Origin of the sequence: Pseudomonas rhizosphaerae, assembly GCF_000761155.1 — a bacterium.
Lineage (GTDB): Bacteria > Pseudomonadota > Gammaproteobacteria > Pseudomonadales > Pseudomonadaceae > Aquipseudomonas > Aquipseudomonas rhizosphaerae.
In genome coordinates this window covers 4,414,241-4,436,351 of record NZ_CP009533.1, presented here as the reverse complement: position 1 = coordinate 4,436,351, position 22,111 = coordinate 4,414,241, and the positions used below count along the sequence as shown (strand labels likewise).

27 protein-coding genes and 2 tRNA genes are annotated in these 22,111 nt (G+C 59.9%); 15 read left to right on the top strand and 14 right to left on the bottom strand.

Annotation, left to right across the window (positions count from 1 at the left end):
- Window positions 1-219 precede the first annotated feature (219 nt).
- The 3 genes from ampE to LT40_RS19685 all read right to left on the bottom strand — a co-directional run bounded on the left by ampE (window position 220) and on the right by LT40_RS19685 (window position 3,920).
- A complete protein-coding gene (gene ampE / locus LT40_RS19695; RefSeq protein WP_043192870.1) occupies window positions 220-1,056 on the bottom strand; it encodes a regulatory signaling modulator protein AmpE in 837 nt (278 codons plus the stop codon).
- Window positions 1,053-1,616 (bottom strand): 1,6-anhydro-N-acetylmuramyl-L-alanine amidase AmpD, encoded by a 564-nt coding sequence (gene ampD / locus LT40_RS19690; protein WP_043192868.1) that lies wholly within the window; start codon window positions 1,614-1,616, stop codon window positions 1,053-1,055. Before ampD ends, ampE begins: the two co-directional genes overlap by 4 nt.
- Window positions 1,617-1,697: 81 nt before the next feature.
- A complete protein-coding gene (locus LT40_RS19685) occupies window positions 1,698-3,920 on the bottom strand; it encodes a DUF1631 domain-containing protein (protein ID WP_043193853.1) in 2,223 nt (740 codons plus the stop codon).
- Between the two features lie 277 nt (window positions 3,921-4,197).
- Here LT40_RS19685 and nadC point away from each other — a divergent pair, with 277 nt between their 5' ends.
- From nadC to LT40_RS19660, 5 genes are all read left to right on the top strand, one after another.
- Window positions 4,198-5,046 (top strand): carboxylating nicotinate-nucleotide diphosphorylase, encoded by an 849-nt coding sequence (gene nadC / locus LT40_RS19680; protein ID WP_043192866.1) that lies wholly within the window; start codon window positions 4,198-4,200, stop codon window positions 5,044-5,046.
- A 44-nt stretch (window positions 5,047-5,090) separates the two neighbouring features.
- Window positions 5,091-5,345: a hypothetical protein gene (locus LT40_RS19675; protein ID WP_043192863.1), complete on the top strand. Its 255-nt coding sequence runs from the start codon at window positions 5,091-5,093 to the stop codon at window positions 5,343-5,345.
- Window positions 5,346-5,572: 227 nt separating this feature from the next.
- Complete coding sequence (locus LT40_RS19670) at window positions 5,573-6,157, top strand: SMI1/KNR4 family protein (protein ID WP_043192861.1); 585 nt, start codon at window positions 5,573-5,575, stop codon at window positions 6,155-6,157.
- 210 nt (window positions 6,158-6,367) lie between these two features.
- Window positions 6,368-6,619: a type II toxin-antitoxin system HicA family toxin gene (locus LT40_RS19665; protein WP_043192859.1), complete on the top strand. Its 252-nt coding sequence runs from the start codon at window positions 6,368-6,370 to the stop codon at window positions 6,617-6,619.
- The gene (locus tag LT40_RS19660) at window positions 6,616-6,972 is read left to right on the top strand and encodes a type II toxin-antitoxin system HicB family antitoxin (protein WP_043192857.1); all 357 of its coding nucleotides are present in this window, start codon (window positions 6,616-6,618) and stop codon (window positions 6,970-6,972) included. The genes LT40_RS19665 and LT40_RS19660 overlap by 4 nt, the downstream gene beginning before the upstream one ends.
- Before the next feature lie 18 nt (window positions 6,973-6,990).
- Here LT40_RS19660 and LT40_RS19655 read toward each other — a convergent pair whose 3' ends face one another.
- From LT40_RS19655 to LT40_RS19635, 5 genes are all read right to left on the bottom strand, one after another.
- A complete protein-coding gene (locus LT40_RS19655; RefSeq protein ID WP_043192855.1) occupies window positions 6,991-7,764 on the bottom strand; it encodes an EAL domain-containing protein in 774 nt (257 codons plus the stop codon).
- A 90-nt stretch (window positions 7,765-7,854) separates the two neighbouring features.
- Entirely contained in the window at window positions 7,855-8,472 is a 618-nt protein-coding gene (locus LT40_RS19650; protein ID WP_043192853.1) for a TPM domain-containing protein, read from the bottom strand.
- 18 nt (window positions 8,473-8,490) lie between these two features.
- Window positions 8,491-9,258 carry a TPM domain-containing protein gene (locus LT40_RS19645; RefSeq protein ID WP_043192850.1) on the bottom strand — a complete coding sequence of 256 codons (768 nt, stop codon included), beginning with the start codon at window positions 9,256-9,258 and terminating at the stop codon, window positions 8,491-8,493.
- Complete coding sequence (locus LT40_RS19640) at window positions 9,255-9,854, bottom strand: LemA family protein (protein ID WP_043192848.1); 600 nt, start codon at window positions 9,852-9,854, stop codon at window positions 9,255-9,257. Before LT40_RS19640 ends, LT40_RS19645 begins: the two co-directional genes overlap by 4 nt.
- A 260-nt stretch (window positions 9,855-10,114) precedes the next feature.
- A complete protein-coding gene (locus tag LT40_RS19635; RefSeq protein ID WP_043192846.1) occupies window positions 10,115-10,333 on the bottom strand; it encodes a hypothetical protein in 219 nt (72 codons plus the stop codon).
- 124 nt (window positions 10,334-10,457) lie between these two features.
- Here LT40_RS19635 and LT40_RS19630 point away from each other — a divergent pair, with 124 nt between their 5' ends.
- On the top strand, window positions 10,458-10,637 hold the full coding sequence (locus LT40_RS19630) for a hypothetical protein (protein ID WP_043192844.1): 180 nt from the start codon (window positions 10,458-10,460) through the stop codon (window positions 10,635-10,637).
- A gap of 55 nt (window positions 10,638-10,692) precedes the next feature.
- Here LT40_RS19630 and LT40_RS19625 read toward each other — a convergent pair whose 3' ends face one another.
- Window positions 10,693-10,938, bottom strand: coding sequence for a hypothetical protein (locus LT40_RS19625; protein ID WP_043192842.1), 246 nt, complete (start codon window positions 10,936-10,938; stop codon window positions 10,693-10,695).
- 83 nt (window positions 10,939-11,021) lie between these two features.
- On the opposite strand from LT40_RS19625, the gene LT40_RS19620 reads away from it, so the two are divergent.
- On the top strand, window positions 11,022-11,786 hold the full coding sequence (locus LT40_RS19620) for a hypothetical protein (protein ID WP_043192840.1): 765 nt from the start codon (window positions 11,022-11,024) through the stop codon (window positions 11,784-11,786).
- A 43-nt stretch (window positions 11,787-11,829) separates the two neighbouring features.
- Here the strand turns inward: LT40_RS19620 and LT40_RS19615 are convergent, their stop codons facing one another.
- The gene (locus LT40_RS19615) at window positions 11,830-12,231 is read right to left on the bottom strand and encodes a VOC family protein (protein ID WP_043192838.1); all 402 of its coding nucleotides are present in this window, start codon (window positions 12,229-12,231) and stop codon (window positions 11,830-11,832) included.
- A gap of 426 nt (window positions 12,232-12,657) precedes the next feature.
- Between LT40_RS19615 and LT40_RS19610 the strand changes: the two genes are divergently transcribed.
- A complete protein-coding gene (locus LT40_RS19610; RefSeq protein WP_052393484.1) occupies window positions 12,658-12,963 on the top strand; it encodes a DUF1484 family protein in 306 nt (101 codons plus the stop codon).
- 76 nt (window positions 12,964-13,039) lie between these two features.
- Here the strand turns inward: LT40_RS19610 and LT40_RS19605 are convergent.
- Both LT40_RS19605 and LT40_RS21935 read right to left on the bottom strand, forming a co-directional pair.
- Window positions 13,040-13,115 (bottom strand) — tRNA-Thr (locus tag LT40_RS19605).
- A gap of 74 nt (window positions 13,116-13,189) precedes the next feature.
- On the bottom strand, window positions 13,190-13,588 hold the full coding sequence (locus LT40_RS21935) for a pilin (protein WP_084139850.1): 399 nt from the start codon (window positions 13,586-13,588) through the stop codon (window positions 13,190-13,192).
- 360 nt (window positions 13,589-13,948) lie between these two features.
- On the opposite strand from LT40_RS21935, the gene pilB reads away from it, so the two are divergent.
- From pilB to yacG, 5 genes are read left to right on the top strand one after another with little or no spacing between them, the layout of a single operon-like run.
- On the top strand, window positions 13,949-15,649 hold the full coding sequence (gene pilB / locus LT40_RS19595) for a type IV-A pilus assembly ATPase PilB (RefSeq protein WP_043192837.1): 1,701 nt from the start codon (window positions 13,949-13,951) through the stop codon (window positions 15,647-15,649).
- A gap of 3 nt (window positions 15,650-15,652) precedes the next feature.
- Window positions 15,653-16,867, top strand: a complete 1,215-nt coding sequence (locus tag LT40_RS19590; protein ID WP_043192836.1) for a type II secretion system F family protein — start codon at window positions 15,653-15,655, stop codon at window positions 16,865-16,867.
- 1 nt (window position 16,868) lies between these two features.
- Window positions 16,869-17,738 (top strand): prepilin peptidase, encoded by an 870-nt coding sequence (locus tag LT40_RS19585; RefSeq protein ID WP_043192835.1) that lies wholly within the window; start codon window positions 16,869-16,871, stop codon window positions 17,736-17,738.
- Window positions 17,735-18,358 carry a dephospho-CoA kinase gene (coaE, locus tag LT40_RS19580; RefSeq protein ID WP_043192832.1) on the top strand — a complete coding sequence of 208 codons (624 nt, stop codon included), beginning with the start codon at window positions 17,735-17,737 and terminating at the stop codon, window positions 18,356-18,358. The genes LT40_RS19585 and coaE overlap by 4 nt, the downstream gene beginning before the upstream one ends.
- Window positions 18,355-18,558 carry a DNA gyrase inhibitor YacG gene (yacG, locus tag LT40_RS21465; protein ID WP_084139849.1) on the top strand — a complete coding sequence of 68 codons (204 nt, stop codon included), beginning with the start codon at window positions 18,355-18,357 and terminating at the stop codon, window positions 18,556-18,558. The genes coaE and yacG overlap by 4 nt, the downstream gene beginning before the upstream one ends.
- Window positions 18,559-18,945: 387 nt before the next feature.
- Here the strand turns inward: yacG and LT40_RS19575 are convergent, their stop codons facing one another.
- Entirely contained in the window at window positions 18,946-19,371 is a 426-nt protein-coding gene (locus LT40_RS19575; protein ID WP_043192831.1) for a DUF3830 family protein, read from the bottom strand.
- Window positions 19,372-19,471: 100 nt separating this feature from the next.
- Between LT40_RS19575 and LT40_RS19570 the strand changes: the two genes are divergently transcribed.
- Together LT40_RS19570 and LT40_RS19565 are read left to right on the top strand one after the other, a co-directional pair.
- The gene (locus LT40_RS19570) at window positions 19,472-20,101 is read left to right on the top strand and encodes a DUF1780 domain-containing protein (RefSeq protein ID WP_043192830.1); all 630 of its coding nucleotides are present in this window, start codon (window positions 19,472-19,474) and stop codon (window positions 20,099-20,101) included.
- 328 nt (window positions 20,102-20,429) lie between these two features.
- Window positions 20,430-21,731: an NAD(P)/FAD-dependent oxidoreductase gene (locus LT40_RS19565; RefSeq protein WP_043192829.1), complete on the top strand. Its 1,302-nt coding sequence runs from the start codon at window positions 20,430-20,432 to the stop codon at window positions 21,729-21,731.
- A 298-nt stretch (window positions 21,732-22,029) separates the two neighbouring features.
- Here the strand turns inward: LT40_RS19565 and LT40_RS19560 are convergent.
- Window positions 22,030-22,106, bottom strand: a tRNA-Pro gene (locus LT40_RS19560).
- Window positions 22,107-22,111 lie beyond the last annotated feature (5 nt).

Sequence of the window (22,111 nt, the reverse complement as noted above, 5' to 3'; positions counted from 1 at the left end):
CGTTTACTCTATGGTTCGTAGGAAGGGTCTTTCATTGCTTTTAGTTTGCCGGATGCGCAGTGACCCCGGACGCGGCTCGCGCCGCTGCTACAGGGTTTAGCTGCGTTGACAGCGGTAACCGCCGGAGCGCGGGCGGGTTGTCACATTAAAGGGCGTGCCGCGATGCCCTGTAGCAGCGGCGCAAGCCGCGTCGGGGTTTAACACGATGAACCTGCAACATCACGCCAAAACCGAAACCACCGCCAACACCGCGTACCACAACACCCCAGCCCTGACGACCATCTGCCAAAGGCTGTCCAATGTTTCCACCCCTGCTGGCCCTGCCACCGGGGCAGGCACATCGCCGGCCACGCGCCCGACGCGCTCAATCAGCGTGGCCGCGCTGATCTCCCAACTCAGCACCTCGTGCAGCATCACCCGGCTCACCGCCACGAAGTTGCCGACCAAGGCGAAGCTGGCCGCCAGCAAACGCACCGGCAGCCAGTCCAGGCCATGGCGCAGGCGCTGTGCCCGCAGCGCTACCGCTGGATGCCGAGAGTGCTCGGCCACCAGTGCCACCAGCCTATAGACCAGCGCCGCCACCGGACCTAAAACGGCGTACCAGAAGATCACCGCGAAAAAGCTTTGGAACGCCTCCCACAGTAAGTGCCCCTGGACCCGTTGCAACAGGCTGCCACCGTCATCGGCACTGACACCCATGTCGCGTTCGGCCACGTGCACCGCCGCCTGGGTATCTTCACGGCGCCAGGCGTCGCGAAACGGCCCCAGGCCCACGGTGATATCGCCACGCCCCAGGCTGTAGACGAGCACCAGCAAATGCACCGGCAGTGCCAGCAAGCCATACGCCACGGGCTGCAAGACATACAGCAGCAAGGCCAGCAGCAGCGCTGGCAGCGCTACGCCGATGCCCAGCACCAGCCAAGGCTCACGCGCCAGGCCCGGTCGCGCCTCGAGTCGATGCAATTCACCCAGAAAGAAACCATCACGTTGCACGCGCTGGCGCAGCCCGGAGAACTTCTCCACGAGCAGGACCAGCAGCAGCACCAGAAAAATCATCGTGCACCCTCTTCATTCAGCAATGCGGCACGGTATCGTGCCCAATCGAAACAAGGCCCAGGGTCGGTCTTGCGGCCCGGCGCGATGTCGCTGTGGCCGCAGATCCGATCCACACTCAATGCCGGAAAGCGTTCCAGCAACAACCGGGTCAGGGTTACGAGCGCCGGGTACTGGGCATCGGCGAAGGGCTGATCATCAGTGCCCTCCAGTTCGATGCCTACCGAAAAATCATTACAGTTTTCGCGGCCGTGGAACGACGACACGCCCGCATGCCAGGCACGGTCCAGACAAGAGACGAATTGGGTCACCGCACCGTCACGCTCGATCAGAAAGTGCGCAGACACCCGCAGGTGGGAAATCCCTTCGAAATAGGGATGCTCAGTGCAGTCCAGACAGTTCTGGAAGAAGGCCTGAACCTTGCCTGTAGCGAACTGTGCTGGCGGCAGGCTGATGTTGTGGATGACCAACAGCGAGACTTCGCCGTCGGGGCGCTCGTTGAAGTTGGGTGAGGGGCAATGTCGAACGCTTTCGCACCATCCCGTAAGACCGTTCAAGCGCATCTGGAGGCCTTCTGGCGAATCAAGGAGCCCCAGTATGAACCCTCACGCGCAGGAAGCCAGCCTGCGCGTGGCCAGGGTCGGTCAGTGTGCCTTGAGCTTGCGCAGGTTGGTGACCACCGAGTCCAGTGCACGGTCGAACAACAAGGTATCGTCGAGCACGCGCACGGTACCGCGGCGGAACTCGATGGCCAAGCCCATGCGGGTCTTTTCCAGGACCTTCATGCCGGTGCGGTTGACGAACACGTACTTGCCCGACGTCTCGATGATCGCCGTCAGCTTGCAGCGCAACTTGAATTCGTCGTTTTCCTGCAACTCCACCCAGCTGCCGACGCGCAGCTTGTCGACCTGCAGCAAGCCCGGATCATCGTCGGCCAGACGCACCTGCGCTTCGCCGTCGGTGGTTTCGCCAGGCGCCGTGAGCACGATCTCTTCCACCACCTGCACCAGGGAGTCATCACCGGCCGAAGTCCCCTCGACCGTTGCCAGTTCGCGCTGGAATGCCTGCACATGCAGCACTTCCAGCTGGCTGAAGAATTCGCTGGTGGCGAAAGGATCGAACGCAGTGCTGGTAAGGCCGTCGCGCAGGGACTTGAGCAACCCCGGCACCAGCTCAAGCAAGCGCATGCGCATGTCCGGGTCGTCATGGGGCTCGACGCTCCAGATCAGATCGTCGACGGTCGACAACGCCGCCTGCCACTCGGCCGAATTGGCCCCGTGCTTCAAGCACACCAACAGCAGCACACGGCTCCAGGCGTCTTGCAGCACATTGACCACCACCTGGGGCAACGTGCGACCCAACAGGCGGCTGTTCAATTCCTTTTCCACCAGGTGCCGTGCCAGGTCCGCGCGGGCGCGACCCTCTTCGGCATCCCGGGTACGCTGTTCGAGCAACTCGCTGCGGCGACGCTCGTCGTTGCTGAAGGCAAGGAAATCGATCAGCAGCTCGGAGAACAGCGAAGTGTCGTCGACGAAATCGTTGAGCAGACGCTGGACGATCTGGTCGATCCGCAGGTACAGGGCATCGCGCTGGTAGTCGTCGCGGCTGCCCCAGCCCATCGCTGCCGAGGCAATCTCGTTGAGCAGCCGCCGTGCCGGGTGTGCACCACGGCTGAAGAAGCTCTTGTCCAGCACCGCCACCTTGAGCATGGGAATCTGCAGGCGCGCGATCAAGGCCTTGAGTGAATCGGGCAGGTTGCGATCGTCGAGGATGAATTCGAACAGCATGGCGATCAGGTTGATGACGTCTTCGTCCACCACCCCCACCACGCGAAACTTGCCGCTCTTGACGCTGACACGCGTGAGCAATTGCTCAAGCTGCTGGCGCAAGTCGTAATCGTTCTGCGGGGTCTGCTGAGGTACGTACTGCTGCAGGTGGGAAAGCAGGCGCAACAGATCGCTGGTCGAGATCGGCATGGCCTCGCTCGGCGGCTCCATTTTCGGCGCCATGCTGCCGCGCAGGTCGTGAAGCAGATCCTGCAGGGCACCGAACACCTCCTGCACGCTTTCGTCACGCTGAGCAGGCTTGCTTGGTGCGTCGGTACGAATCTCGGGTTCGGCAACCGAAGGCCGCGGGCGGTCGCTGGAGCGGTCGGCGGCGCGGCGTGCAGGCGCAGCCTTGAGCTCAGGCAGAATGCCCGCGGCAATCAGCAATTGATTAGCTTCGGCGTACAGCTGGTCGGTGTCGGTCAGGACATACTTCTCGAACAGCTTGAGAATGATCAGCTTGACCTTGATTTCCACGCCCAGGCTGCGCCCGGCCTGAAGAAAATAGTCGCACAGCATGACCGGCCCAAGCGGATTGGTGGAATCGTCCAACCGGCGCGTCAGCAGTACATTCAAGCGGGTGGTCAGTTGGCCCAAGGCAAAACTGTCGCGGCTCAATACCTTGGCAACCATGGCGTCCAGCGCCACGGTACGTTCCAGCTCGTCGTTGGGCACCAGGGCCAGCTTGTCATAGCTCAGCGGCGGAGGCGCACTGGCCTCGACCGTGTCGTACTGGCCCACGCGCACGAAGCTCTCGTAGAATTTCTCGAGAAAGCCACGTTCGATGCTTTTGCGCTTGAGGCGCAAGTCGCGCATGGCTTCGAAGAAGGTGTTCTGATCGACGTTGTTCAACGCCCGATCAGCCATCTCGAAGAGTGTATCGTCGGCGTTGTCGAACAACACCTGAAGGGCCTGCTTGAGCTGCAGCGCGGCTTTGTCACGCACCTGCAGCAAGACGACAGGCAGGCGCACACTGGCAGGCTGGCTCGCATGATCGACGGCCGCCTTGTTCAGTGAAACCACTTTCCCATCGTTCGCCATCAAGAACCCCCCACCCACCAAAAAGAGCGTCGACATCCCTGCCAACTACGTGACGTCATCTACCTGACCTCACCGACAGTGATCTCTGACTACCAAGGTGGCAAGCAGTTCAGCGAACACGGGGCTAAGTAAGAGATTGACCTTAAATGGCGACGAAAGCTCACGGCAGCCGACCAAATGCACGGCTTTTTACGCTGTTTGAAGGCACGTGGTACAGGGCTTCGCTCCAAGCCGTGCAGTATCCTATAATCCGGCCACTTTGCCGATGGAGCGCGTCATGCCCAATCTTCGTCTTGCCGATCTGACCGCTGAAATCGAAGCCAACGTGCGCCGCGCGCTGCTCGAGGATGTGGGCAGCGGCGATATCACCGCGCAACTGATCCCGGCCGAGCGCCTGGCCAAGGCCACCATCATCACCCGCGACACCTGCACCATTGCCGGCACCGCGTGGGTCGATGCCGTGTTTCGCCAACTCGACCCGCGTGTGGCGGTGCATTGGCAAGTGATGGATGGGCAGCAGGCCCAGGCCAACCAGCCGTTGTTCCACCTTGAAGGCCCGGCACGCTCGCTGCTGACCGGGGAGCGTAGCGCGCTCAACTTTCTCCAGTTGCTGTCGGCTGTCGCCACTCGCGCGCAGTTTTTCGCCGAGCGTGTTGCCCATACCCAGGTCAAATTGCTGGACACTCGCAAAACCGTGCCGGGCCTGCGCTTGGCGCAAAAGTACGCAGTGACCTGTGGCGGTTGCCATAACCATCGCATCGGCCTGTACGATGCTTTCCTGATCAAGGAAAACCACATCGCCGCGTGTGGCGGCGTGGCCCAGGCCGTGGCGGCCGCGCAACGCATCGCGCCGGGCAAGCCCGTTGAAATCGAGGTCGAAAGTCTGGACGAGCTGCGTGAGGCATTGGCCGCTGGAGCCGACATCGTCATGCTCGACGAGCTGAGCCTGGCCGACATGCGCGAAGCGGTCAGCATCAATGCCGGCCAGGCCAAGCTCGAAGCCAGTGGCGGCATCAACGATTCGACCTTGGTCAGCATTGCCGAAACGGGTGTGGACTACATCTCGATCGGCACCCTGACCAAGGATGTAAAAGCAGTAGACCTGTCCATGCGCCTGAGCCTGTGACAGCCCCCATAGATATCGACCAGCAAAGGTATGGAGTTTTCGCAGTGACCAGCACATCCACCCAAGGCGCCCACCAGGTCTACATCGTTCGCATCGACGGCACCCGTTTCGGCCCTTTCGAATCTTCCCTTGAGCCCAACAAGGCTTTGATCTACGAAGTGACCCTCAACGCCGGCGCAGGCGACCAGATCGAACTGCACGACGATGCCGGACAGGTGCAGACCCACGTGATTTCCAACACCCATTTCCAGCCGCAGATGAGCGACGTGCCCGCGCACTACACCGTACGCTGGCGCTGAGCCCCCCGCTGGCCTCTGTGAAAGCAGCTCCTATGAAAGCAGGCCCTGTGGGAGCAGGTCCTGTGGGAGCAGGTCCTGTGGGAGCGGGGCTCTGCCCGCGAAGAGGCCAGTCGCCCCCCCACACATCCCAAGCCCCCCCCCACAAATCCCCCAAACAGTAAATTCCCTTGACTCCCCCCACGAATCGCCCAATGGTGCTCAGACAAAACCCGCGTAAGGAAGCAGCCTTGAGCATCGTCGAACAGTTTCACTCAGGCCTCAAAGCCGCCCTGCCCGCCGCCAGCCAAACCGAACTCGCGTTCGCCACCGGCGCCTCGCCCACCCAACTGGACGCTCTCAAAGAAGTCTACCCGGACTGCCCGGACAGCCTGCTGCAGTTGCTCGCCAAGGTGAACGGCACGCACTGGCAGAAATACGAGAAAGGTGAAGTCTCGGTCCTCATCCTGGGCTCCGACATCGCCGAATATCCCTATTACCTGCGCTCGGTCGAGCAGATCCTCGAAGACCACGCCGCCAACGACAAAAGCATCGCCGACATCTACGACGACTTCTTTCTGGAAAACCCGGAAATGGTCGACAAGCGTATCGATGCCGAGGTCAGCCTGGGTCAGCGCCTGTGCTTCTCGCACTGCATGAACAACGGCGGTACCTCCACGCTCTTCATCGACTTCAACCCCACGAGCAAGGGCACCAAGGGCCAAGTGATCCGCTTCGTCCACGACCCCGACGAATACGTGGTCATCGCCGACAGCTTCGACGCCTACCTGAAGATGCTGATCGACGACAAGTTCGCGTTCATTCTCGAAGATTAATGCGGCAGCAGACGGGGCCACCTGCTGGGTGAGCCCGTCTGTTGGCAAGACGGTCTGATCACCCACCTATGCTCCCCTCGTGCACTCCTGCACATTCTTCGTATCATTTCCCCTCGCCCACATCTTCATTCCTGATCTAAACCTAGCCAGGCAGCAAATATTGACGCGCAATCGATGAGCAACTAAATTTAGTCGCACGTAGGGAGAGGTATGTCCAGGCAGGGAAAGCTCATTGCCAAACTGATCTCGCAGGATGGCGATTTCACATGGAATGAACTGGTGAAAGTACTACAGGGGTTTGGCTACCATCCAATTCAAGGCAGTGGTAGCCGTGTCAAATTCTATAATGGTGATCCGAAGGCCCTGATCAGTCTACATCGCCCTCATCCGGGTAACGAAATCAAACCCTACATCCGGCGGCAGATCATTGCCCAATTGAAAAACGCAGGCCTGATCCCATGAACCCATTGCTTCAATACCGCGGCTATTTCGGATCGATCGAGGCGAGTGCTGAAGACGACTGTCTATATGGCAAAGCGCAGTTCGTGCGGGCGCTGATCAGTTATGAAGGACAAACAGTCTCACAACTGATCGCAGCGTTTCACACAGCCGTGGACGACTATCTGGAAACCTGCGTCAACCTGAAGGTGACGCCGGAAGTCTCTTGCAAAGGATCGTTCAATGTTCGAATAGGCCATGAATTGCACCTAGCGGCCAGCATCGCTGCTAACCGGCAGCGCATTACGCTCAACGACCTGACCAAACAGGCACTTGCCCATTATCTTCATGACGCCTCATCGACTCGCGCTGGCTGACGACCACTACCCTATCGCTCACGGCTTGAGCGGCAGCTCGCCAATGGCCGGACGGGCGAACAGGTAGCCTTGCTGCAGGTCGATCCCCAGCCCTTGCAGCGCCGTGCTTTCGCCGACGGTTTCCACGCCCTCGGCCACGACGGTGATGTTCAGCTTTCCGGCCACCAGCACGATGCCGGCCACGATGGCTTGCCGCACGGCGTCGTGATCCAGATCGCGGGTGAGCGCCATGTCGATCTTCAGCACCTTGGGCTGGAAGGTCGCCAGCAGGTTCAGGCCGGAATACCCCGAACCGAAATCATCGATCGCCGTGATGAAGCCCTGTTTCTCGTATTCGGTGAAAATCGACTGCAGGTGCAACGGGTCATCCACACGCTCGCCCTCGGTCACTTCGAACATCAGCCGATTCAGCGGAAAGCCGAACTCGCGGGCGGCCTCGAGCGTGGCGCGGATGCACGTTTCAGCGCGATAAACGGCCTTGGGCAGGAAGTTGATGCTGAGCAGGCAATCGGGCAAATCCAATAGACCCCAGCGCGTGGCCAGCTCGATGGCCTTGACGCGGCAAGACTGGTCGAAGCGGTAGCGATTGCCATCGTTGACCTGACTCAGGATGCTGAAAGCAGACTCACCGTTGATACCACGCACCAAGGCTTCATAGGCCCAGGGCTGCCCACTGCGCACGTTGAGAATCGGCTGAAAGGCCATGGTGAAGTCGAAACCCAGGGCATCCAGGTTTCGACAATCGGAGCAACCAACCGCCTTGAACGGTTGAGGGAAAATGATCGAGCTCATGGCGAGGCTCCGTGGGCAAAATGCGAATGATAGCGTAATGCCACTTTGACAGCTTGTAACCTCGTTAGGTCCATTGGCAGGGCTGAGCGGTCAGCCCAGCACGACCAACCGATCCGGCAACTCGTTGCGAGGATGGGTTAGGGGTACGTGCTCACGTAATACCTCACCGCACGCCTGGATACAACCCACAAAGCCCTCCATCGTTTCACCCCGCTTGACGCGCGCGGTGAACGCTTCGACGATCGCATGCCAGGTGTCATCGCCAACACGGCTGGAAATGCCCTCGTCCACCAGGATTTCCACGTACCGCTCGGCTTCCGAAACGAAGATCAGTATCCCCGTCGCACCCTGGGTATGGTGCAACTTGCGCTCCAGGAACTGCCGACGAGCCATGTTCGCCGCTCGCCAATGCCGCACCCGCCGCGGTACCAGCGCAGTGGTCAGCGCCGGAATGCGAAACAGCAGCCCCAACACGATGAACGTGGCCCACTGCGCCAATAGCAACTGATGGGCGTTCAGCCAGCCAGGGTAGTAGTTGATCAACCCCGGCAGCAGCAACGCCGCCAGCCCCGCCCATAGCAACGGGATGTAGGTGTAATCGTCGGATTGCGGTGCGAGCACCGTGACCAGTTCGGCGTCGGTGTGCAGTTCGGCCTCGGCAATCGCCGTGGCCACGCGCTTCTGCGCGCTTTCGTCCAGTAATGTCATGCTGCGTACCTGCTCGATTTACCAGCCACCCGATGCACCTCCGCCGCCGAAGCCGCCGCCACCGCCACCAAAACCGCCACCACCGCCGCCGCCGAAACCACCGCCGCCACGGCCACCACCGAGCACGCTGCCCAGCACTGCACCTGTGAGTACCGAACCACCGCCGCCGCCTCGACCACCGCGCCCGCCTCCGCCGCCACCGCGAATCATCACGATGACGATAATGATCAGAATCAGGAACGCCGGCCACGGCAGCCGTTGCTGGTCGTGGCCTTGCGCCTGCGCGCTGCTGCGCTGAGGCTCGGCCAATGGATCACCGCCCAGCACCTGCAGCATGGCAGCCGCACCGGCGCGTATGCCACCAGCGAAATCACCCTGGCGGAACGACGGCACGATCACGTTATTGATGATGATCGAAGACTGCGCATCGGTCAGCTGCCCTTCCAGGCCATAGCCGACTTCGATGCGCACCTTGCGTTCGGCCTTGGCCACGATCAGCAGGGCACCGTTATCTTTGCCCTTCTCGCCGATGCCCCACGCGCGTCCGAGCTGATAGCCGTAGTCGGCGATGTCCGTACCTTGCAGATCCGGCACGGTCACCACCACGACCTGCTCGGAGGTCGCCTGCTCGTGGGCTTCTAGCATCTGGCTGAGCTGGGTGCGGGTCTGCCCATCGAGCAGGCCCGCCTGGTCCACCACCCGGCCGCTGAGTGTCGGAAACTCCAACGCCCCGGCAGTGGCGACCCACAGCAGCATCAGCAGCGGCAGGCACCGCCATGGCTTCATTGGAACTTCACGCTCGGCGCTTGCTCGGCATTGGGTGCCGTGGCCTTGAAGTTCTCGCGAACCTTCTGGTCACGGTACATGGTCATCTGCCACAGCTTGCCGGGGAAGGTACGGATCTCGGTGTTGTACTTCTCGACCGACGCGATGAAATCACGACGTGCTACCGCGATGCGGTTTTCGGTGCCTTCGAGCTGCGATTGCAGCGCCAGGAAGTTCTGGTTCGACTTCAGGTCCGGATAACGCTCGACCGTCACCATCAAACGGCTCAAGGCACCACTGAGTTGCTGCTGAGCCTGATCGAACTGCTGCAGCTTCGCCGGATCGTCAAGGGTGTTGGCATCGACCTGGATCGACGTGGCCTTGGCACGGGCTTCGATCACCCGGGTCAGGGTGTCCTGCTCCTGCTTGGCGTAGCCCTTCACCGTTTCCACCAGGTTGGGGATAAGGTCGGTACGGCGCTGGTACTGGTTCTCCACCTGAGCCCAGGCCGATTTCACCTGTTCGTCATATTGCGGAATGTTGTTGACGCCGCAGCCACTAAGCAGCGTGGTGAACATCAGCACGGTCAACAACCGTGTGCGCAGGGAAATGGTCATGGTGGGGTCAAGCTCCTTGAAAAGCCGCGCAATCATGCGCAGCAACGCGCCGCAACCAGGTGTGGGTCGACGCTTGAATAGGTGAGGTTAGCAGGCCTAGAGAGACGAAACGCCAAATCGCAGGCAAAGAAAAGCCCGCCGACGGGGAGGAAAGCGGGCTTGAAGAAGGAGCAAGGTCAACATTACGCCCGTGAATGTAAATGCCGTGTGAAACGGATGTGAACGGACGGTTAGCTGCACTTTTCTCCTTTTTCACGACATCAACGACCGTCTGCGATCTTGCGTTCGATCTCGGCGGTCTTGCGCTGCAACGTCTCGGCGTCCTGTTCCTTCTCCTTGATGGAGGTCGGCGTGATGACCTTGTCGACGCCTTCGGTCGCCGGAGTTTCGTTTTCGATATCCCGCTCAACCACGTTCACCGGCTTGCCGCTCGCGTCGAGGGTAGGAGCTTTTGGCTGAATTTCATCGCGTGTGGTCATGGTAGGAAGCCTCTGATGATAGTTAGTGATTCGAGGCTTTGCAGGCGAGGTAAGTTCCTGTGCATAACTTTTGACCGCACGTTACCCACAGGTATGGGTCACAGTCTCTTTGGGAGGAAAAGCCATGGCCATTTCAGTGAAGAAGCTCGAAGGCGATGACGTCCCCGAGCAATACCGCGCGCAAGGCATCGACCCCGTGTTTCAGGTGCAGGACGCCGACGGCGAATTGCACATACGCGTCAATGACGTGGAAGCCGCTGCGCTGGCGGTGGAATTCAGCGAGCAGGACAAGCGCAGCGAATAATCGCCTAGGGCGTGCAGAACCTGACCGGTTCGCACGCCCTGCTCGCTGTCCGGACTCAATTGCTCAGCAACCAGACGCCAGCGCTGATCAATCCCGCCATCAGCGTTCCGCCAAACAGAGCGTATTCCAGTTTGCTGCGATTCAACGCAGCGATCACATGCTCGACATACGCCTCGATGTCCGCCGCCCGGCGACGCATTTCCAGACCTTCGATCACGTCCTGCACCCGCGCGTCGAGCAATGGCGACACGCACAGGTAGACCGAAGCGTAACTGGCCAGAATGATGAAGAAGTATTTCACGGTTGGCTTCCTTGCCCATGATGAGAGGCGGGCAATTGCCGGATCATGTAAAACATGCGAACCAAAAACAATGATTTTTTCCCATGACCGTCTTCTACCTCAAGCTGCTCATCACCCCACTGCTCATGCTCTCCATTTCCCTGGCAGCCCGGCGCTGGGGCACCCACATCGGTGGGCTGCTATCAGGGCTGCCGGTGACCTCTTCCGTCGTCATGCTGTTTCTGAGCCTTGAGCAAGGCCCTGGGTTCGTGGCGCTGGCGGTGCCCGGTGCTTTGGCGGGCTTGGCGGCGATTCAAGCGACCTACTTGTTCTACCTGGCCGTGACCCGTCGCCTTTCCGCTTTGCTCGGCTGCCTCGCAGCACTAGGTTTCTACGTCGCTACCGCCCTGCTGATGAACTGGCTGGGATCGCCGTTGGCGTCCATCGCGATAACGCTGTGCCTGATTGCCGCGCTGATCGCGGCCACTGCAAACACTGAAAAACACCCGGGAAAACCCGTGCCGCTGCCCAAATGGATCATTCCCATGCGGATGCTCACCGCCACCCTGCTGCTACTGCTGATCACCGCAGGCGCGCAGTGGCTAGGCCCCGTCGTCAGTGGCTACCTTGCGCCCATTCCCATCATCGCATGGCCCCTCGCGGTTTTTGCCCATGTGCAAGGCGGGCGCCAGGAGCTCGCGGTAATCGTACGAGGCAACGCGATTGGCGCCGTCGGCGTAATCGGCTTCTACCTGAGCTTGCAGGGCATGGTGCAGCAACTGGGCATACTGCCCGCCGTGGCGACAGGCGTGGTGTTGGCGGTGGTGATAACTGCCTTTGTGGCGCGGCTGACCAGAATGCGCGCATAACGACTGTCGATGCCCCGCAGGCAAGCCGCCGACGCACGCTGCGTTACGCCATGTCCGCCGTGTGGACGAAGCACAACTTATTGCCCTCGGGATCCCGGCAATACGCCCCGAAATAGTCCTGCGCATACTGCGGCCGCAAGCCCGGCGCCCCTTCATCCGCGCCGCCGTTATCCATCGCCGCCTGCCACGCCTCCCGCACCTGCTGCAGCGACTTCGCTGCGAAGCTCACCTGCATGCCGTTGCCCGATGTGGCTGGAAGGCCGTTGAACGGGAGTTGGACGTAGATCTGCGGCCATGGCTGGCCTGGCCGCTGCCAACCGACGCCAGCCGGCCCACCGTCGTTTTCCTCGGGGATGCGGATAAGGCCCAAGGCTTGGAATACGTGGTCGTAGAAGGCGACCATTTTTGGCAGGTCGCGGGCGCCGATTTGGATGTGGCTGAACATGGGGGGCTCCTGGGCCGACGTAGTGTGAAGGGACAGGGCCAAGTTGCATGGCTGGCCGTGCTAACCCAATCCATCCTGCCTTGATTTTAGATTCCCATCGAGCGTACATTCGCACCGTCGCTGCAAAATCAGCGACCGGGTTTGGTCGCCCGAGTAGATAAAGGCGCTACAGCGCCCCATCACGATTGCAGGCGCTTTTTTTGCGCACGCAGCCTCGTGTCATGGCGGCTGTGCGCAGGACACCCTCGGGTGTGCCGGATTCCTTTATCGCCGGTCGACCAACCTTCGTACAGCTGCCACCCACTCGTTTGGTCGCGAGCGTGGCTGCGCTAACCAGATAAAGGAACGTCTTATGAAAGCTTATTTTCTGCGTGTGGCCTGTTCACGCTCCGATGCCTGCGCGCCATTTCATGGCAGGGGTAAACGATGAACAAGCCCTCGAATCGACTCGCCCACATACAAACGGATCTGCAGTGCTGGCTCAGTGCAGACACTTCTGCCGATGCTTTCGAAGATATGAATGGAAGGCTTTTGGCGCTTGCCGAGGGCGTTGCCGTGTTGCAGGAATCGGTCAGTACCTTGAGCGAGGTGAACGGGGCACTGGAGGTCGTGCTGCAGCTGCTGTTCGATGCCGAGGCAGAGAAGATTTCGTGCAATCACCTTTACTGCTTGATGGAGCCGATTCAGGGGAAGCTTGATGGGGCTTTGGAGCGAATGGGGGGTGTGATCTAGCGCGGGGGGGATGGGTCGTAGTGCGCGGGGGTGGGAGGTTGCCGATGCTGCTTTGGGTGGCTAGGCGGGGATTGGATGGTGCCGGAGATAGGAATCGAACCTACGACCTTCGCGTTACGAGTGCGCTGCTCTACCGACTGAGCTACACCGGCGTTTCTTTAAAGATAAATGCAGTCACGCACTAGCAGTATCTTACACACTTGCTAGTGCATGATTGCAACGGTAATTACTGCAACGCAGCACCGCTCAGATTGTTGCAAGCCCGATTAACATAATCGGTAACAGGAGTAACAGTCACCTTACAGACCCAAGTAATATCCGCATCGGTCAAAGTCGGCGTCATTACTACGGTCGTGGTAGTCTTGTAGTTGATAGTTAAGACACCAGAAGCGCATGTTACAGAGTTTGAGCTCACATCATCGCAAAGGGCAGTACCAGTCTTTCCTGCACTGTGGTTGATAGCAACCTTGCTCTTTTGTCCGTCGCCCGTTGCAGAAGCGTTGGCGATTTCTGCTCGAGCTGTATAATTCTTGTACGCTGGCAATGCGACAGCAGCAAGAATACCGATGATTGCAACCACAATCATCAACTCAATCAAAGTGAAACCTTTTTGAAGCTTGGCCATGGTCCGTCCTCACAGAGCGAAATTAGATGGTGCAAAAACGATCATCATGACTTGTCGTATTGCATTGAAACATATCAAGCATCAACCGTGCCAACTCCACAGCCCACAAACTACTAATGGGAAGATGTAATGCGACAATCATTTGAACCACCAAAAGGCCCATTCTGACAATTTTTGTCACTCTCCTTTCCTAGATCAATCTGTTTTTGAAACCTATAGGCCGTAGGGGTTTACATAGAAGAGCATTACCCCGCGATTACACCGTCTACTCACCACTTGACAAGTAAGGCCATTACACCAAATTTGGCACCATCGCTCGACTACGCTATAAACCACGGATTGTCCGTACTCGGTGCCCCCATGAACGATATCGTCCTCACCGGCTTGGCCAAGCAATTGGTCGTCGCTGAACTCCTGACCGACAAGGCTGCACAGCAGGCCTATCAGCAGGCTCAGCGTAGCCGCGTCCCTCTTGTTCACTACCTGGTACACAACAAGCTAGCTAAAAGCCGCGACATTGCAGAAATTGCGGCCGATCAGTTCGGTGTGTCCTTTCTGGATCTGGCGGCAGTTGATCGTGAAGCTCAGCCTCGAGGGTTGGTGAGTGAGAAGCTGGTTCGCCAGCATCATGCCCTGCCACTTTGGCGACGTGGCAATAAACTGTTCGTAGGCATTTCGGATCCAACCAACCATCAGGCCATCACTGACATCCAGTTCAACACTGGCCTGACAGCCGAAGCCATTCTCGTTGAAGACGACAAACTGACCGACGCCATCGAGAAGTTTTTCGAGAGCGGTACCACGGGCCTTGAAGAGCTCAGTGATGTCGACCTGGACGGTCTGGATGTTGAAACCGTTGACGATAATAAAAACGACTCCATCGGCGGCCAGGACGCCGACGACGCTCCCGTCGTGCGCTTCGTCAACAAGATGTTGCTCGATGCCATCCGCGGCGGTTCGTCTGACCTGCACTTCGAACCCTATGAGAAAGCCTATCGCGTCCGGTTCCGGACTGACGGCATGCTCCGCGAAATCGCGCGTCCGCCGATCAATCTGGCAGGCCGCATTGCGGCACGTCTCAAAGTCATGGCCAGCCTCGACATCTCCGAACGTCGCAAACCACAGGACGGCCGGATCAAGATGCGCATCTCGAAGAGCAAGGCCATCGACTTCCGGGTAAACACGCTCCCGACACTGTGGGGCGAGAAGATCGTGATGCGTATTCTCGACCCGTCGAGTGCGCAGATGGGTATCGATGCGCTGGGTTATGAGCCTCATCAAAAAGAGCTTTACCTTCAGGCGTTGAAGCAACCGCAGGGGATGATTCTGGTTACCGGCCCGACAGGTTCGGGTAAAACTGTGTCGCTTTACACCGGGATCAACATTCTTAACACTGTGGACATCAACATCTCGACGGCCGAGGACCCCGTGGAAATCAACATGGAGGGTATCAACCAGGTCAACGTCAATAACAAGCAAGGATTGGACTTCGCCCAAGCGCTACGTTCGTTCCTGCGTCAGGATCCCGACGTGATCATGGTCGGTGAGATCCGTGACCTGGAAACGGCCGAGATCGCGATCAAGGCCGCACAGACCGGTCACCTCGTGCTTTCTACCCTTCACACTAACAGCGCAGCAGAAACGCTCACTCGTTTGCAGAACATGGGCGTGGCTGGCTTCAATATTGCAACATCCGTCAGCCTGATCATTGCGCAGCGGCTTGCGAGAAAATTGTGTCCGCATTGCCGCAAGGAAGCGGACATTCCGCGCGACGCACAGATCGAGGAAGGTTTCGCCCCGGAGCTGATAGGGACCTTCAAGATCTACGAACCCGTGGGATGCGAGCAGTGCAACGGCGGCTATCGCGGTCGGCAGGGCATCTATGAAGTGGTGAAAGTCACCAAAGAATTGCAGCGCATGATCATGGAAGCCAGCAACGCTATCGAGATCGCAGCACAGATGCGTAAGGAAGGTTTCAGCGATTTGCGAGCGTCAGGTCTGGTCAAGGTTATGCAAGGGGTCACCAGCCTTGCCGAAGTCAACCGAGTCACCAAGGATTAAGCAATGGCGGTCAAACCAAAGGTCAACGTTTATGCCTGGGAAGGGATAGACCGCAAAGGCACCAAGATGTCGGGGGAGCTGAGCGGCCATAATCCAGCGTTGATCAAGGCGCAGTTGCGCAAGCAGGGGATAAGCCCAGGCAAGGTCAAGAAGAAGGGCACCTCGCTATTCCGAAAAGGCAAACGGATCAAGCCTGCCGACATTGCTCTGTTCACTCGGCAGATGTCGACCATGATGCGTGCTGGTGTGCCATTATTGCAGTCGTTCGACATCATTTCCGAAGGTGTCGATAACCCTAATATGCGTAAGCTCGTGGACGAGATCAAGCAGGAAGTTGCCGCAGGTAACAGCTTCGCCTCGTCACTGCGCAAGAAGCCGGAATACTTCGACGATCTCTACTGCAACCTCGTGGATGCCGGTGAGCAGGCTGGTGCCTTGGAAACCTTGCTGGATCGCGTGGCTACTTACAAAGAAAAGACCGAGCAGCTCAAAGCCAAGATCAAGAAAGCGATGACCTACCCCATCGCTGTAGTAGTTGTTGCCATCATTGTTTCCGGAATCCTGTTGATCAAGGTAGTGCCGCAGTTCAAATCAATCTTCGAAGGCTTCGGGGCAGAACTTCCAGCGTTTACTTTGATGGTGATGGGTATGTCCGACATGGTTCAGGAATGGTACCTACTGCTGCTGGCAGGGTTCGTTGGTTTGTTTTTCGGTTTCAAGCATGCCATGAAACGCAGTCCCAAACTGCGTGACACTGTAGATCGCGGGTTGCTCAAAGTGCCGATCGTAGGCGCTATTCTGTACAAGTCGGCCGTGGCTCGTTACGCACGCACGCTTTCCACCACATTCGCGGCCGGCGTGCCACTGGTGGATGCGTTGGATTCGGTGTCAGGCGCTACCGGCAACGTCGTCTTTAAAAACGCCGTAAACCGCATCAAAGCCGACGTTTCCACCGGCATGCAGCTCAACTTTTCCATGCGCTCGACGGGCGTCTTCCCCACCCTCGCCATTCAAATGACCGCCATCGGCGAAGAATCTGGCGCGTTGGACGACATGCTCGACCGCGTAGCGACCATTTACGAAGCCGAGGTCGACAACATGGTCGACAGCCTTACCAGCCTCATGGAACCCATGATCATGGCCGTACTGGGCGTAGTGGTCGGTGGCCTGGTTATTGCGATGTACCTTCCCATCTTCCAACTCGGCTCCGTCGTCTAACATGCTCCTAATTGAATTCCTGGCCAGCCCGCTGGCCCTGATGGCCTGTGCCCTCCTCCTGGGCCTCATCATCGGCAGCTTCCTCAACGTCCTCATCCACCGCCTTCCCATCATGCTCGACCGCGACTGGACCACGCAGTCCCGGGAGATGCTCGGCTTGCCGTCCGAGCCCAAGGGCGCTACCTACAACTTGCTGCTCCCCCACTCTGAATGCCCGCACTGCGCGCACAAGATCCGCGCGTGGGAGAACATTCCAGTGGTGAGTTACCTGATGCTGGGGGGCAAGTGTGCCAATTGCCGGGCGAAGATCAGCTTGCGTTATCCGCTGGTCGAGTTGGCCACGGGCATTCTCAGTGCGTTCGTGGTGTATCACTTCGGCCTGGGCTGGGAGGCGGCGGCGTTTCTGGTGCTGACCTGGGGGCTGCTGGCGATGAGTCTGATTGATGCCGATCATCAGTTGCTGCCGGATGTGCTGGTGCTGCCGCTGTTGTGGCTGGGGTTGATCGTCAATGGCCAGGGGTTGTTCACCAACCTGTATGACGCGCTGTGGGGCGCGGTGGCTGGGTATCTCAGCTTATGGCTGGTGTATTGGGTGTTCAAGTTGATCACCGGCAAGGAAGGCATGGGCTACGGCGATTTCAAGTTGCTGGCCATGCTGGGGGCCTGGGGTGGCTGGCAGATTCTGCCGCTGACCATTCTGTTGTCGTCGCTGGTGGGGGCGGTGCTGGGGGTGTTGATGTTGCGGATGCGCAACGCGCAAACCAGTACCCCGATCCCGTTCGGGCCTTATCTGGCCATCGCGGGGTGGATTGCATTGCTGTGGGGTGATCAAATAACCACTTCATACATGCAGTTTGCCGGGTTCCGATGACAACAGCTGTGGATAAACCTTGGGTGCTGGGCCTGACCGGTGGCATTGCCAGCGGCAAGAGCGCCGCAGCGCAGCGCTTTGCCGAGTTGGGCGTGCACGTGGTGGACGCCGACCAGGCCTCGCGCTGGGTGGTGGAGCCGGGGCGTCCGGCGTTGGCGGCGCTGGCCGAGCGCTATGGCGCGGCGCTGTTGCAGGCCGATGGCAGCCTGGATCGCGGGGCGCTGCGCAAGGTTATCTTCGAGGATGCGCAGGAACGTCGTTGGGTCGAGGCGTTGCTGCATCCGCTGATCGCCGAGGAAATCGCCCGCTCGCTGGCATCGGCGACTTCGCCCTATGCGGTATTCGTGTCGCCGCTGATGGTCGAGTCCGGGCAGTACCGTATCACTCAGCGCCTGCTGGTGGTGGATGCCCCGGAAGCGGTGCGGGTCGTACGGACCTTGCTGCGCGATCACACCACGCCTGAGCAGGTTCAGGCGATTCTGAAGGCTCAGGCGAGCCGCGAGCAGCGGCTGGCGCTGGCGGACGATGTGCTGGTCAACGACCGCGACCTGGCCTGGCTGCACTCGGAAGTCGAGCGGCTGCATACTTTTTATCTGACTTTGCGTGGAGGCCGAGAATGAGCCAACCCTTGACCGTTGATTGCCCAACTTGCGGGGCGCCGGTGGAATGGACGGCAGCGAATGCGAACAGGCCGTTTTGTTCTGACCGTTGCAAGCTGATTGATTTGGGGGCGTGGGCTGCCGAGGAGCACAAGATTCCGGTGAGTCCGGATGCCGAGGATGAGTTGTTCAGTGAGGATTTGCCACCGCGCGGGCATTGAGGCGGTTTGTTGAACGCGGATCGCGGTTTGTGTTTGGTGCAGTCTGGGACATCGCGTTTACCGCCGACGCGGCTCGCGCCGCTGCTACAGAGGCGGGGTCTGTAGCAGCGGCGCGAGCCGCATCCAGGCGCACCACGCAGGCGGAGCTTGTAGCAGCGGCGCAAGCCGCGTCCGGCCACACCCGCGCAGGTGAAGTCTGTAGCAGCGGCGCAAGCCGCGTCCGGGCGCACCGCGCAAGCGGACTCTGTAGCAGCGGCGCGAGCCGCGTCCGGGCACACCACGCAGGCGGAGCCTGTAGCAGCGGCGCAAGCCGCGTCCGGGCGCACCGCGCAAGCGGACTCTGTAGCAGCGGCGCGAGCCGCGTCAGGCCCTACCGCGCAGTTGCGGTCATGCCAATTCGAACAACACTTCCTGCGCGCCCTCCCACAGGGTTTTCACGCCCAGGGCGCGTAGGTTTTCCTTGCCCTGCACGACGGTGAGGAAGTGATTGCCCGCCAATTGCCCCATCTTGCTGGCGAAGCAGCACGACCCGTAGGCCAGCAGGATTTCCGTCTCGCTGTACGGCCCCGGATAAAACAGCACGTCCCCTACCGATGGGTGGCTGGTGTGGTTTTCGAACCCGACCGGCGCATCGTCGCGCAGCAACTGAAACTCGCCCAACGGCACCCAGCATGCCTCGCCGCTCCAGCGCACGTGGATGATCTTCTGTCGATAAGGCAACAGCTTGAGAAACGCTTCCACCGTCTGCGGTGCGTCAGGATGGGTTTCGGCCAAGAATTCATAGCCGCCGGAGGTGATCTTGATGCTGGGCATGGTGCAGCTCCTGGAAAAATCCCATCCTTACCCATTGCCGGGCGATTTTGAAGCGCTGGCCATTATTCTTTTCGTCGCACAGGCGGGCTAAGCTAGGGCCATGGATGACTCCGACTACCTGCGTTTGCTCACCAGCCAGGCCGAGCAGGCCAACGCCTTTCTTTCCAATGCGCGCAAATGGGAGCGCGAGCGTTGGGTGTGCGAGCGTCTTTTGCAGGGCCTGAACATCACCTACCGCGACGACGAGTTCACCCCTGCTGGCCAGGAGCCCCCGGACGTGCTGTTTCGTGAAGCCAGTTTCGAGGTGTTTTTCGTGCTCGATGAAGGTCGCCGGCTCAATGATGAATGGCGCGAAGAGTTGCAACGCCGCCGCAGCGCCTTCTCGCTCAGCCAACTGGTACGCCGCGAGGCACGCCCCAAGCGCATCCGGGCGCCCGAGTTGCTGCAGCGGTTAGCACCCACCTTGCGCAAGAAAGCCCACAACTATCGCGAGCGCGGCCTGGACCTGGGCGAGCTGGACATCATCGCCTTCGCCAGCCTCAAGCGCGAAACCCTGGACTTGAACAGCCACTTTCCGCCACCGACTGAATTTTTACGTCAGGGCTGGCGCTCGCTATCGTTGGTTGGCCCGACCTTCGCGCGGGTGTTGTTCGCGCATCCGGATGCACCGGATTTTCTGCGCAACAACTTGGGCCGCAGCATCGTTTTCGATGTGGGTATCAGTTTGTGAGCGTGCCGACCTGTCGGCCATGGCGTATCCATGGCGCGAATGATACAAAGCGCTATCGTCCGCACCGCCTGTCAGGAACCCTGTAGCCTTGCCAGCGTCTGAAACGTCTACCTCTTCAAGGTTCCATGCCCAGCCACGTGAACCGCGCCCCATGGGTCGGCGGTCATCTGTGCGTCCTTCAGCAGCGAGTCGAGCGCCCGCTCCTTGCCTGGATGACGCCACAGCCGGGCCTGTCGAACCCTCTACCTCAAGGTGTGGAGCTATGAGCTGCCTTGCGCTCGCCCCCCTTGCAGACCTACCGAATTCCTTGACCTTATGAGAGCTTTCCATGACACATCGCATCGTTATCGTCGGCGGCGGCGCCGGCGGCCTGGAACTGGCCACCAGCCTGGGCAAGACCTTGGGCAAGCGCGGCACGGCCAGCATCACGTTGGTGGACGCCAACCTGACCCATATCTGGAAACCGCTGCTGCATGAAGTGGCTGCCGGCTCGCTGAACTCGTCCGAAGATGAACTCAACTATGTGGCCCAGGCCAAGTGGAATCATTTCGAGTTCCAGCTGGGTCGCATGAGCGGCCTGGACCGGGCGGCCAAGCAGATCCAGCTGAGCGCCACCCTGGATCCGGAAACAGGACTTGAGCTGGTACCGGCGCGCAGCATTGGCTACGACACGCTGGTGATCGCCGTAGGCAGCACCACCAACGACTTCGGCACCCAGGGTGCAGCCGAGCACTGCCTGTTCCTGGACACGCGCAAGCAGGCCGAGCGCTTCCATCAGCAGTTGCTCAACCACTACCTGCGTGCGCACGCCGGCCACGATGAAAGCCGCGCGCAGATCAGCGTGGCTATCGTTGGTGCCGGTGCTACCGGCGTCGAGCTGGCGGCCGAGCTGCACAATGCGGCCAAGGAACTGGCGGCTTACGGCCTGGGCCGCATCGCACCCGAGAACATGCGCATCACCTTGATCGAAGCCGGTCCGCGGGTACTGCCGGCGTTGCCGGAGCGCATCGGCCAGCCGGTGCACCAGACTCTGGAAAAACTCGGGGTGACGGTGCTGACCAATGCCGCAGTAAGCGAAGTGACCGCTGAAAGCCTGCTGACTAGCAGTGGCCAGGTGATCCCAGCTAGCCTTAAGGTCTGGGCGGCGGGAATTCGGGCTCCGGGTTTCCTGCAGGAGATCGATGGTCTGGAAACCAACCGTATTAACCAGTTGGTGGTGCGTCCGACCCTGCAGACTACTCGCGACGACGATATTTTCGCGTTCGGTGACTGCGCGGCGTGCCCGCAGCCGGGTACCGATCGCAACGTACCGCCGCGCGCTCAGGCGGCCCACCAGCAGGCTTCGTTGCTGGCCAAGTCGCTGAAGCTGCGCATCGAGGGCAAGGCCCTGCCGGAGTACACCTACAAGGATTACGGCTCGCTGATTTCGCTCTCGCACTTTTCGGCGGTGGGTAATCTGATGGGCAACCTGACCGGCAGCGTGATGCTGGAAGGTTGGCTCGCGCGGATGTTCTACGTGTCGCTGTACCGGATGCACCAGGCGGCGCTGTATGGCCTGTTCCGCACCGGTATGTTGATGCTGGGCAGCCGTATTGGCCGTGGCACCGAGCCGCGATTGAAGCTGCATTGATGGAGGATCGGCCGCGTTACGTGTGACGTGACGCGGTGATGCCGGACGCGGCTTGCGCCGCTGCTACAGGGGCGTGCGAGCCGCGTCATTGGCGATGCGGTGTGTTTGATAAAACGCGGTGGGGCCGGACGCGGCTTGCGCCGCTGCTACAGGGGCGTGCGAGCCGCGTCATTGGCGATGCGGTGTGTTTGATAAAACGCGGTGGGGTCGGACGCGGCTTGCGCCGCTGCTACAGGAGGGGTGTATTGAATTGGGGGCAAAAAAAAAGGCGCCTATGATAGGCGCCTTTCTTCGAATATGGTCGGGGTAAGGGGATTCGAACTCCTGACATCCTGCTCCCAAAGCAGGCGCGCTACCGGACTGCGCTATACCCCGGTACA

Excerpts from the sequence above, each read along its gene's own strand:
- coaE (WP_043192832.1), top strand. The coding sequence starts at position 17,735 with ATGACAACAGCTGTGGATAAACCTTGGGTGCTGGGCCTGACCGGTGGC.
- LT40_RS19575 (WP_043192831.1), bottom strand. The coding sequence starts at position 19,371 with ATGCCCAGCATCAAGATCACCTCCGGCGGCTATGAATTCTTGGCCGAA.
- LT40_RS19630 (WP_043192844.1), top strand. The coding sequence starts at position 10,458 with ATGGCCATTTCAGTGAAGAAGCTCGAAGGCGATGACGTCCCCGAGCAA.
- pilB (WP_043192837.1), top strand. The coding sequence starts at position 13,949 with ATGAACGATATCGTCCTCACCGGCTTGGCCAAGCAATTGGTCGTCGCT.
- nadC (WP_043192866.1), top strand. The coding sequence starts at position 4,198 with ATGCCCAATCTTCGTCTTGCCGATCTGACCGCTGAAATCGAAGCCAAC.
- LT40_RS19585 (WP_043192835.1), top strand. The coding sequence starts at position 16,869 with ATGCTCCTAATTGAATTCCTGGCCAGCCCGCTGGCCCTGATGGCCTGT.
- LT40_RS19645 (WP_043192850.1), bottom strand. The coding sequence starts at position 9,258 with ATGAAGCCATGGCGGTGCCTGCCGCTGCTGATGCTGCTGTGGGTCGCC.
- yacG (WP_084139849.1), top strand. The coding sequence starts at position 18,355 with ATGAGCCAACCCTTGACCGTTGATTGCCCAACTTGCGGGGCGCCGGTG.
- LT40_RS19655 (WP_043192855.1), bottom strand. The coding sequence starts at position 7,764 with ATGAGCTCGATCATTTTCCCTCAACCGTTCAAGGCGGTTGGTTGCTCC.
- ampE (WP_043192870.1), bottom strand. The coding sequence starts at position 1,056 with ATGATTTTTCTGGTGCTGCTGCTGGTCCTGCTCGTGGAGAAGTTCTCC.
- LT40_RS19635 (WP_043192846.1), bottom strand. The coding sequence starts at position 10,333 with ATGACCACACGCGATGAAATTCAGCCAAAAGCTCCTACCCTCGACGCG.
- LT40_RS21935 (WP_084139850.1), bottom strand. The coding sequence starts at position 13,588 with ATGGCCAAGCTTCAAAAAGGTTTCACTTTGATTGAGTTGATGATTGTG.
- LT40_RS19610 (WP_052393484.1), top strand. The coding sequence starts at position 12,658 with ATGAACAAGCCCTCGAATCGACTCGCCCACATACAAACGGATCTGCAG.
- LT40_RS19565 (WP_043192829.1), top strand. The coding sequence starts at position 20,430 with ATGACACATCGCATCGTTATCGTCGGCGGCGGCGCCGGCGGCCTGGAA.
- LT40_RS19590 (WP_043192836.1), top strand. The coding sequence starts at position 15,653 with ATGGCGGTCAAACCAAAGGTCAACGTTTATGCCTGGGAAGGGATAGAC.
- LT40_RS19570 (WP_043192830.1), top strand. The coding sequence starts at position 19,472 with ATGGATGACTCCGACTACCTGCGTTTGCTCACCAGCCAGGCCGAGCAG.
- LT40_RS19615 (WP_043192838.1), bottom strand. The coding sequence starts at position 12,231 with ATGTTCAGCCACATCCAAATCGGCGCCCGCGACCTGCCAAAAATGGTC.
- LT40_RS19665 (WP_043192859.1), top strand. The coding sequence starts at position 6,368 with ATGTCCAGGCAGGGAAAGCTCATTGCCAAACTGATCTCGCAGGATGGC.
- LT40_RS19620 (WP_043192840.1), top strand. The coding sequence starts at position 11,022 with ATGACCGTCTTCTACCTCAAGCTGCTCATCACCCCACTGCTCATGCTC.
- LT40_RS19660 (WP_043192857.1), top strand. The coding sequence starts at position 6,616 with ATGAACCCATTGCTTCAATACCGCGGCTATTTCGGATCGATCGAGGCG.
- LT40_RS19650 (WP_043192853.1), bottom strand. The coding sequence starts at position 8,472 with ATGACATTACTGGACGAAAGCGCGCAGAAGCGCGTGGCCACGGCGATT.
- LT40_RS19685 (WP_043193853.1), bottom strand. The coding sequence starts at position 3,920 with ATGGCGAACGATGGGAAAGTGGTTTCACTGAACAAGGCGGCCGTCGAT.
- LT40_RS19640 (WP_043192848.1), bottom strand. The coding sequence starts at position 9,854 with ATGACCATTTCCCTGCGCACACGGTTGTTGACCGTGCTGATGTTCACC.
- ampD (WP_043192868.1), bottom strand. The coding sequence starts at position 1,616 with ATGCGCTTGAACGGTCTTACGGGATGGTGCGAAAGCGTTCGACATTGC.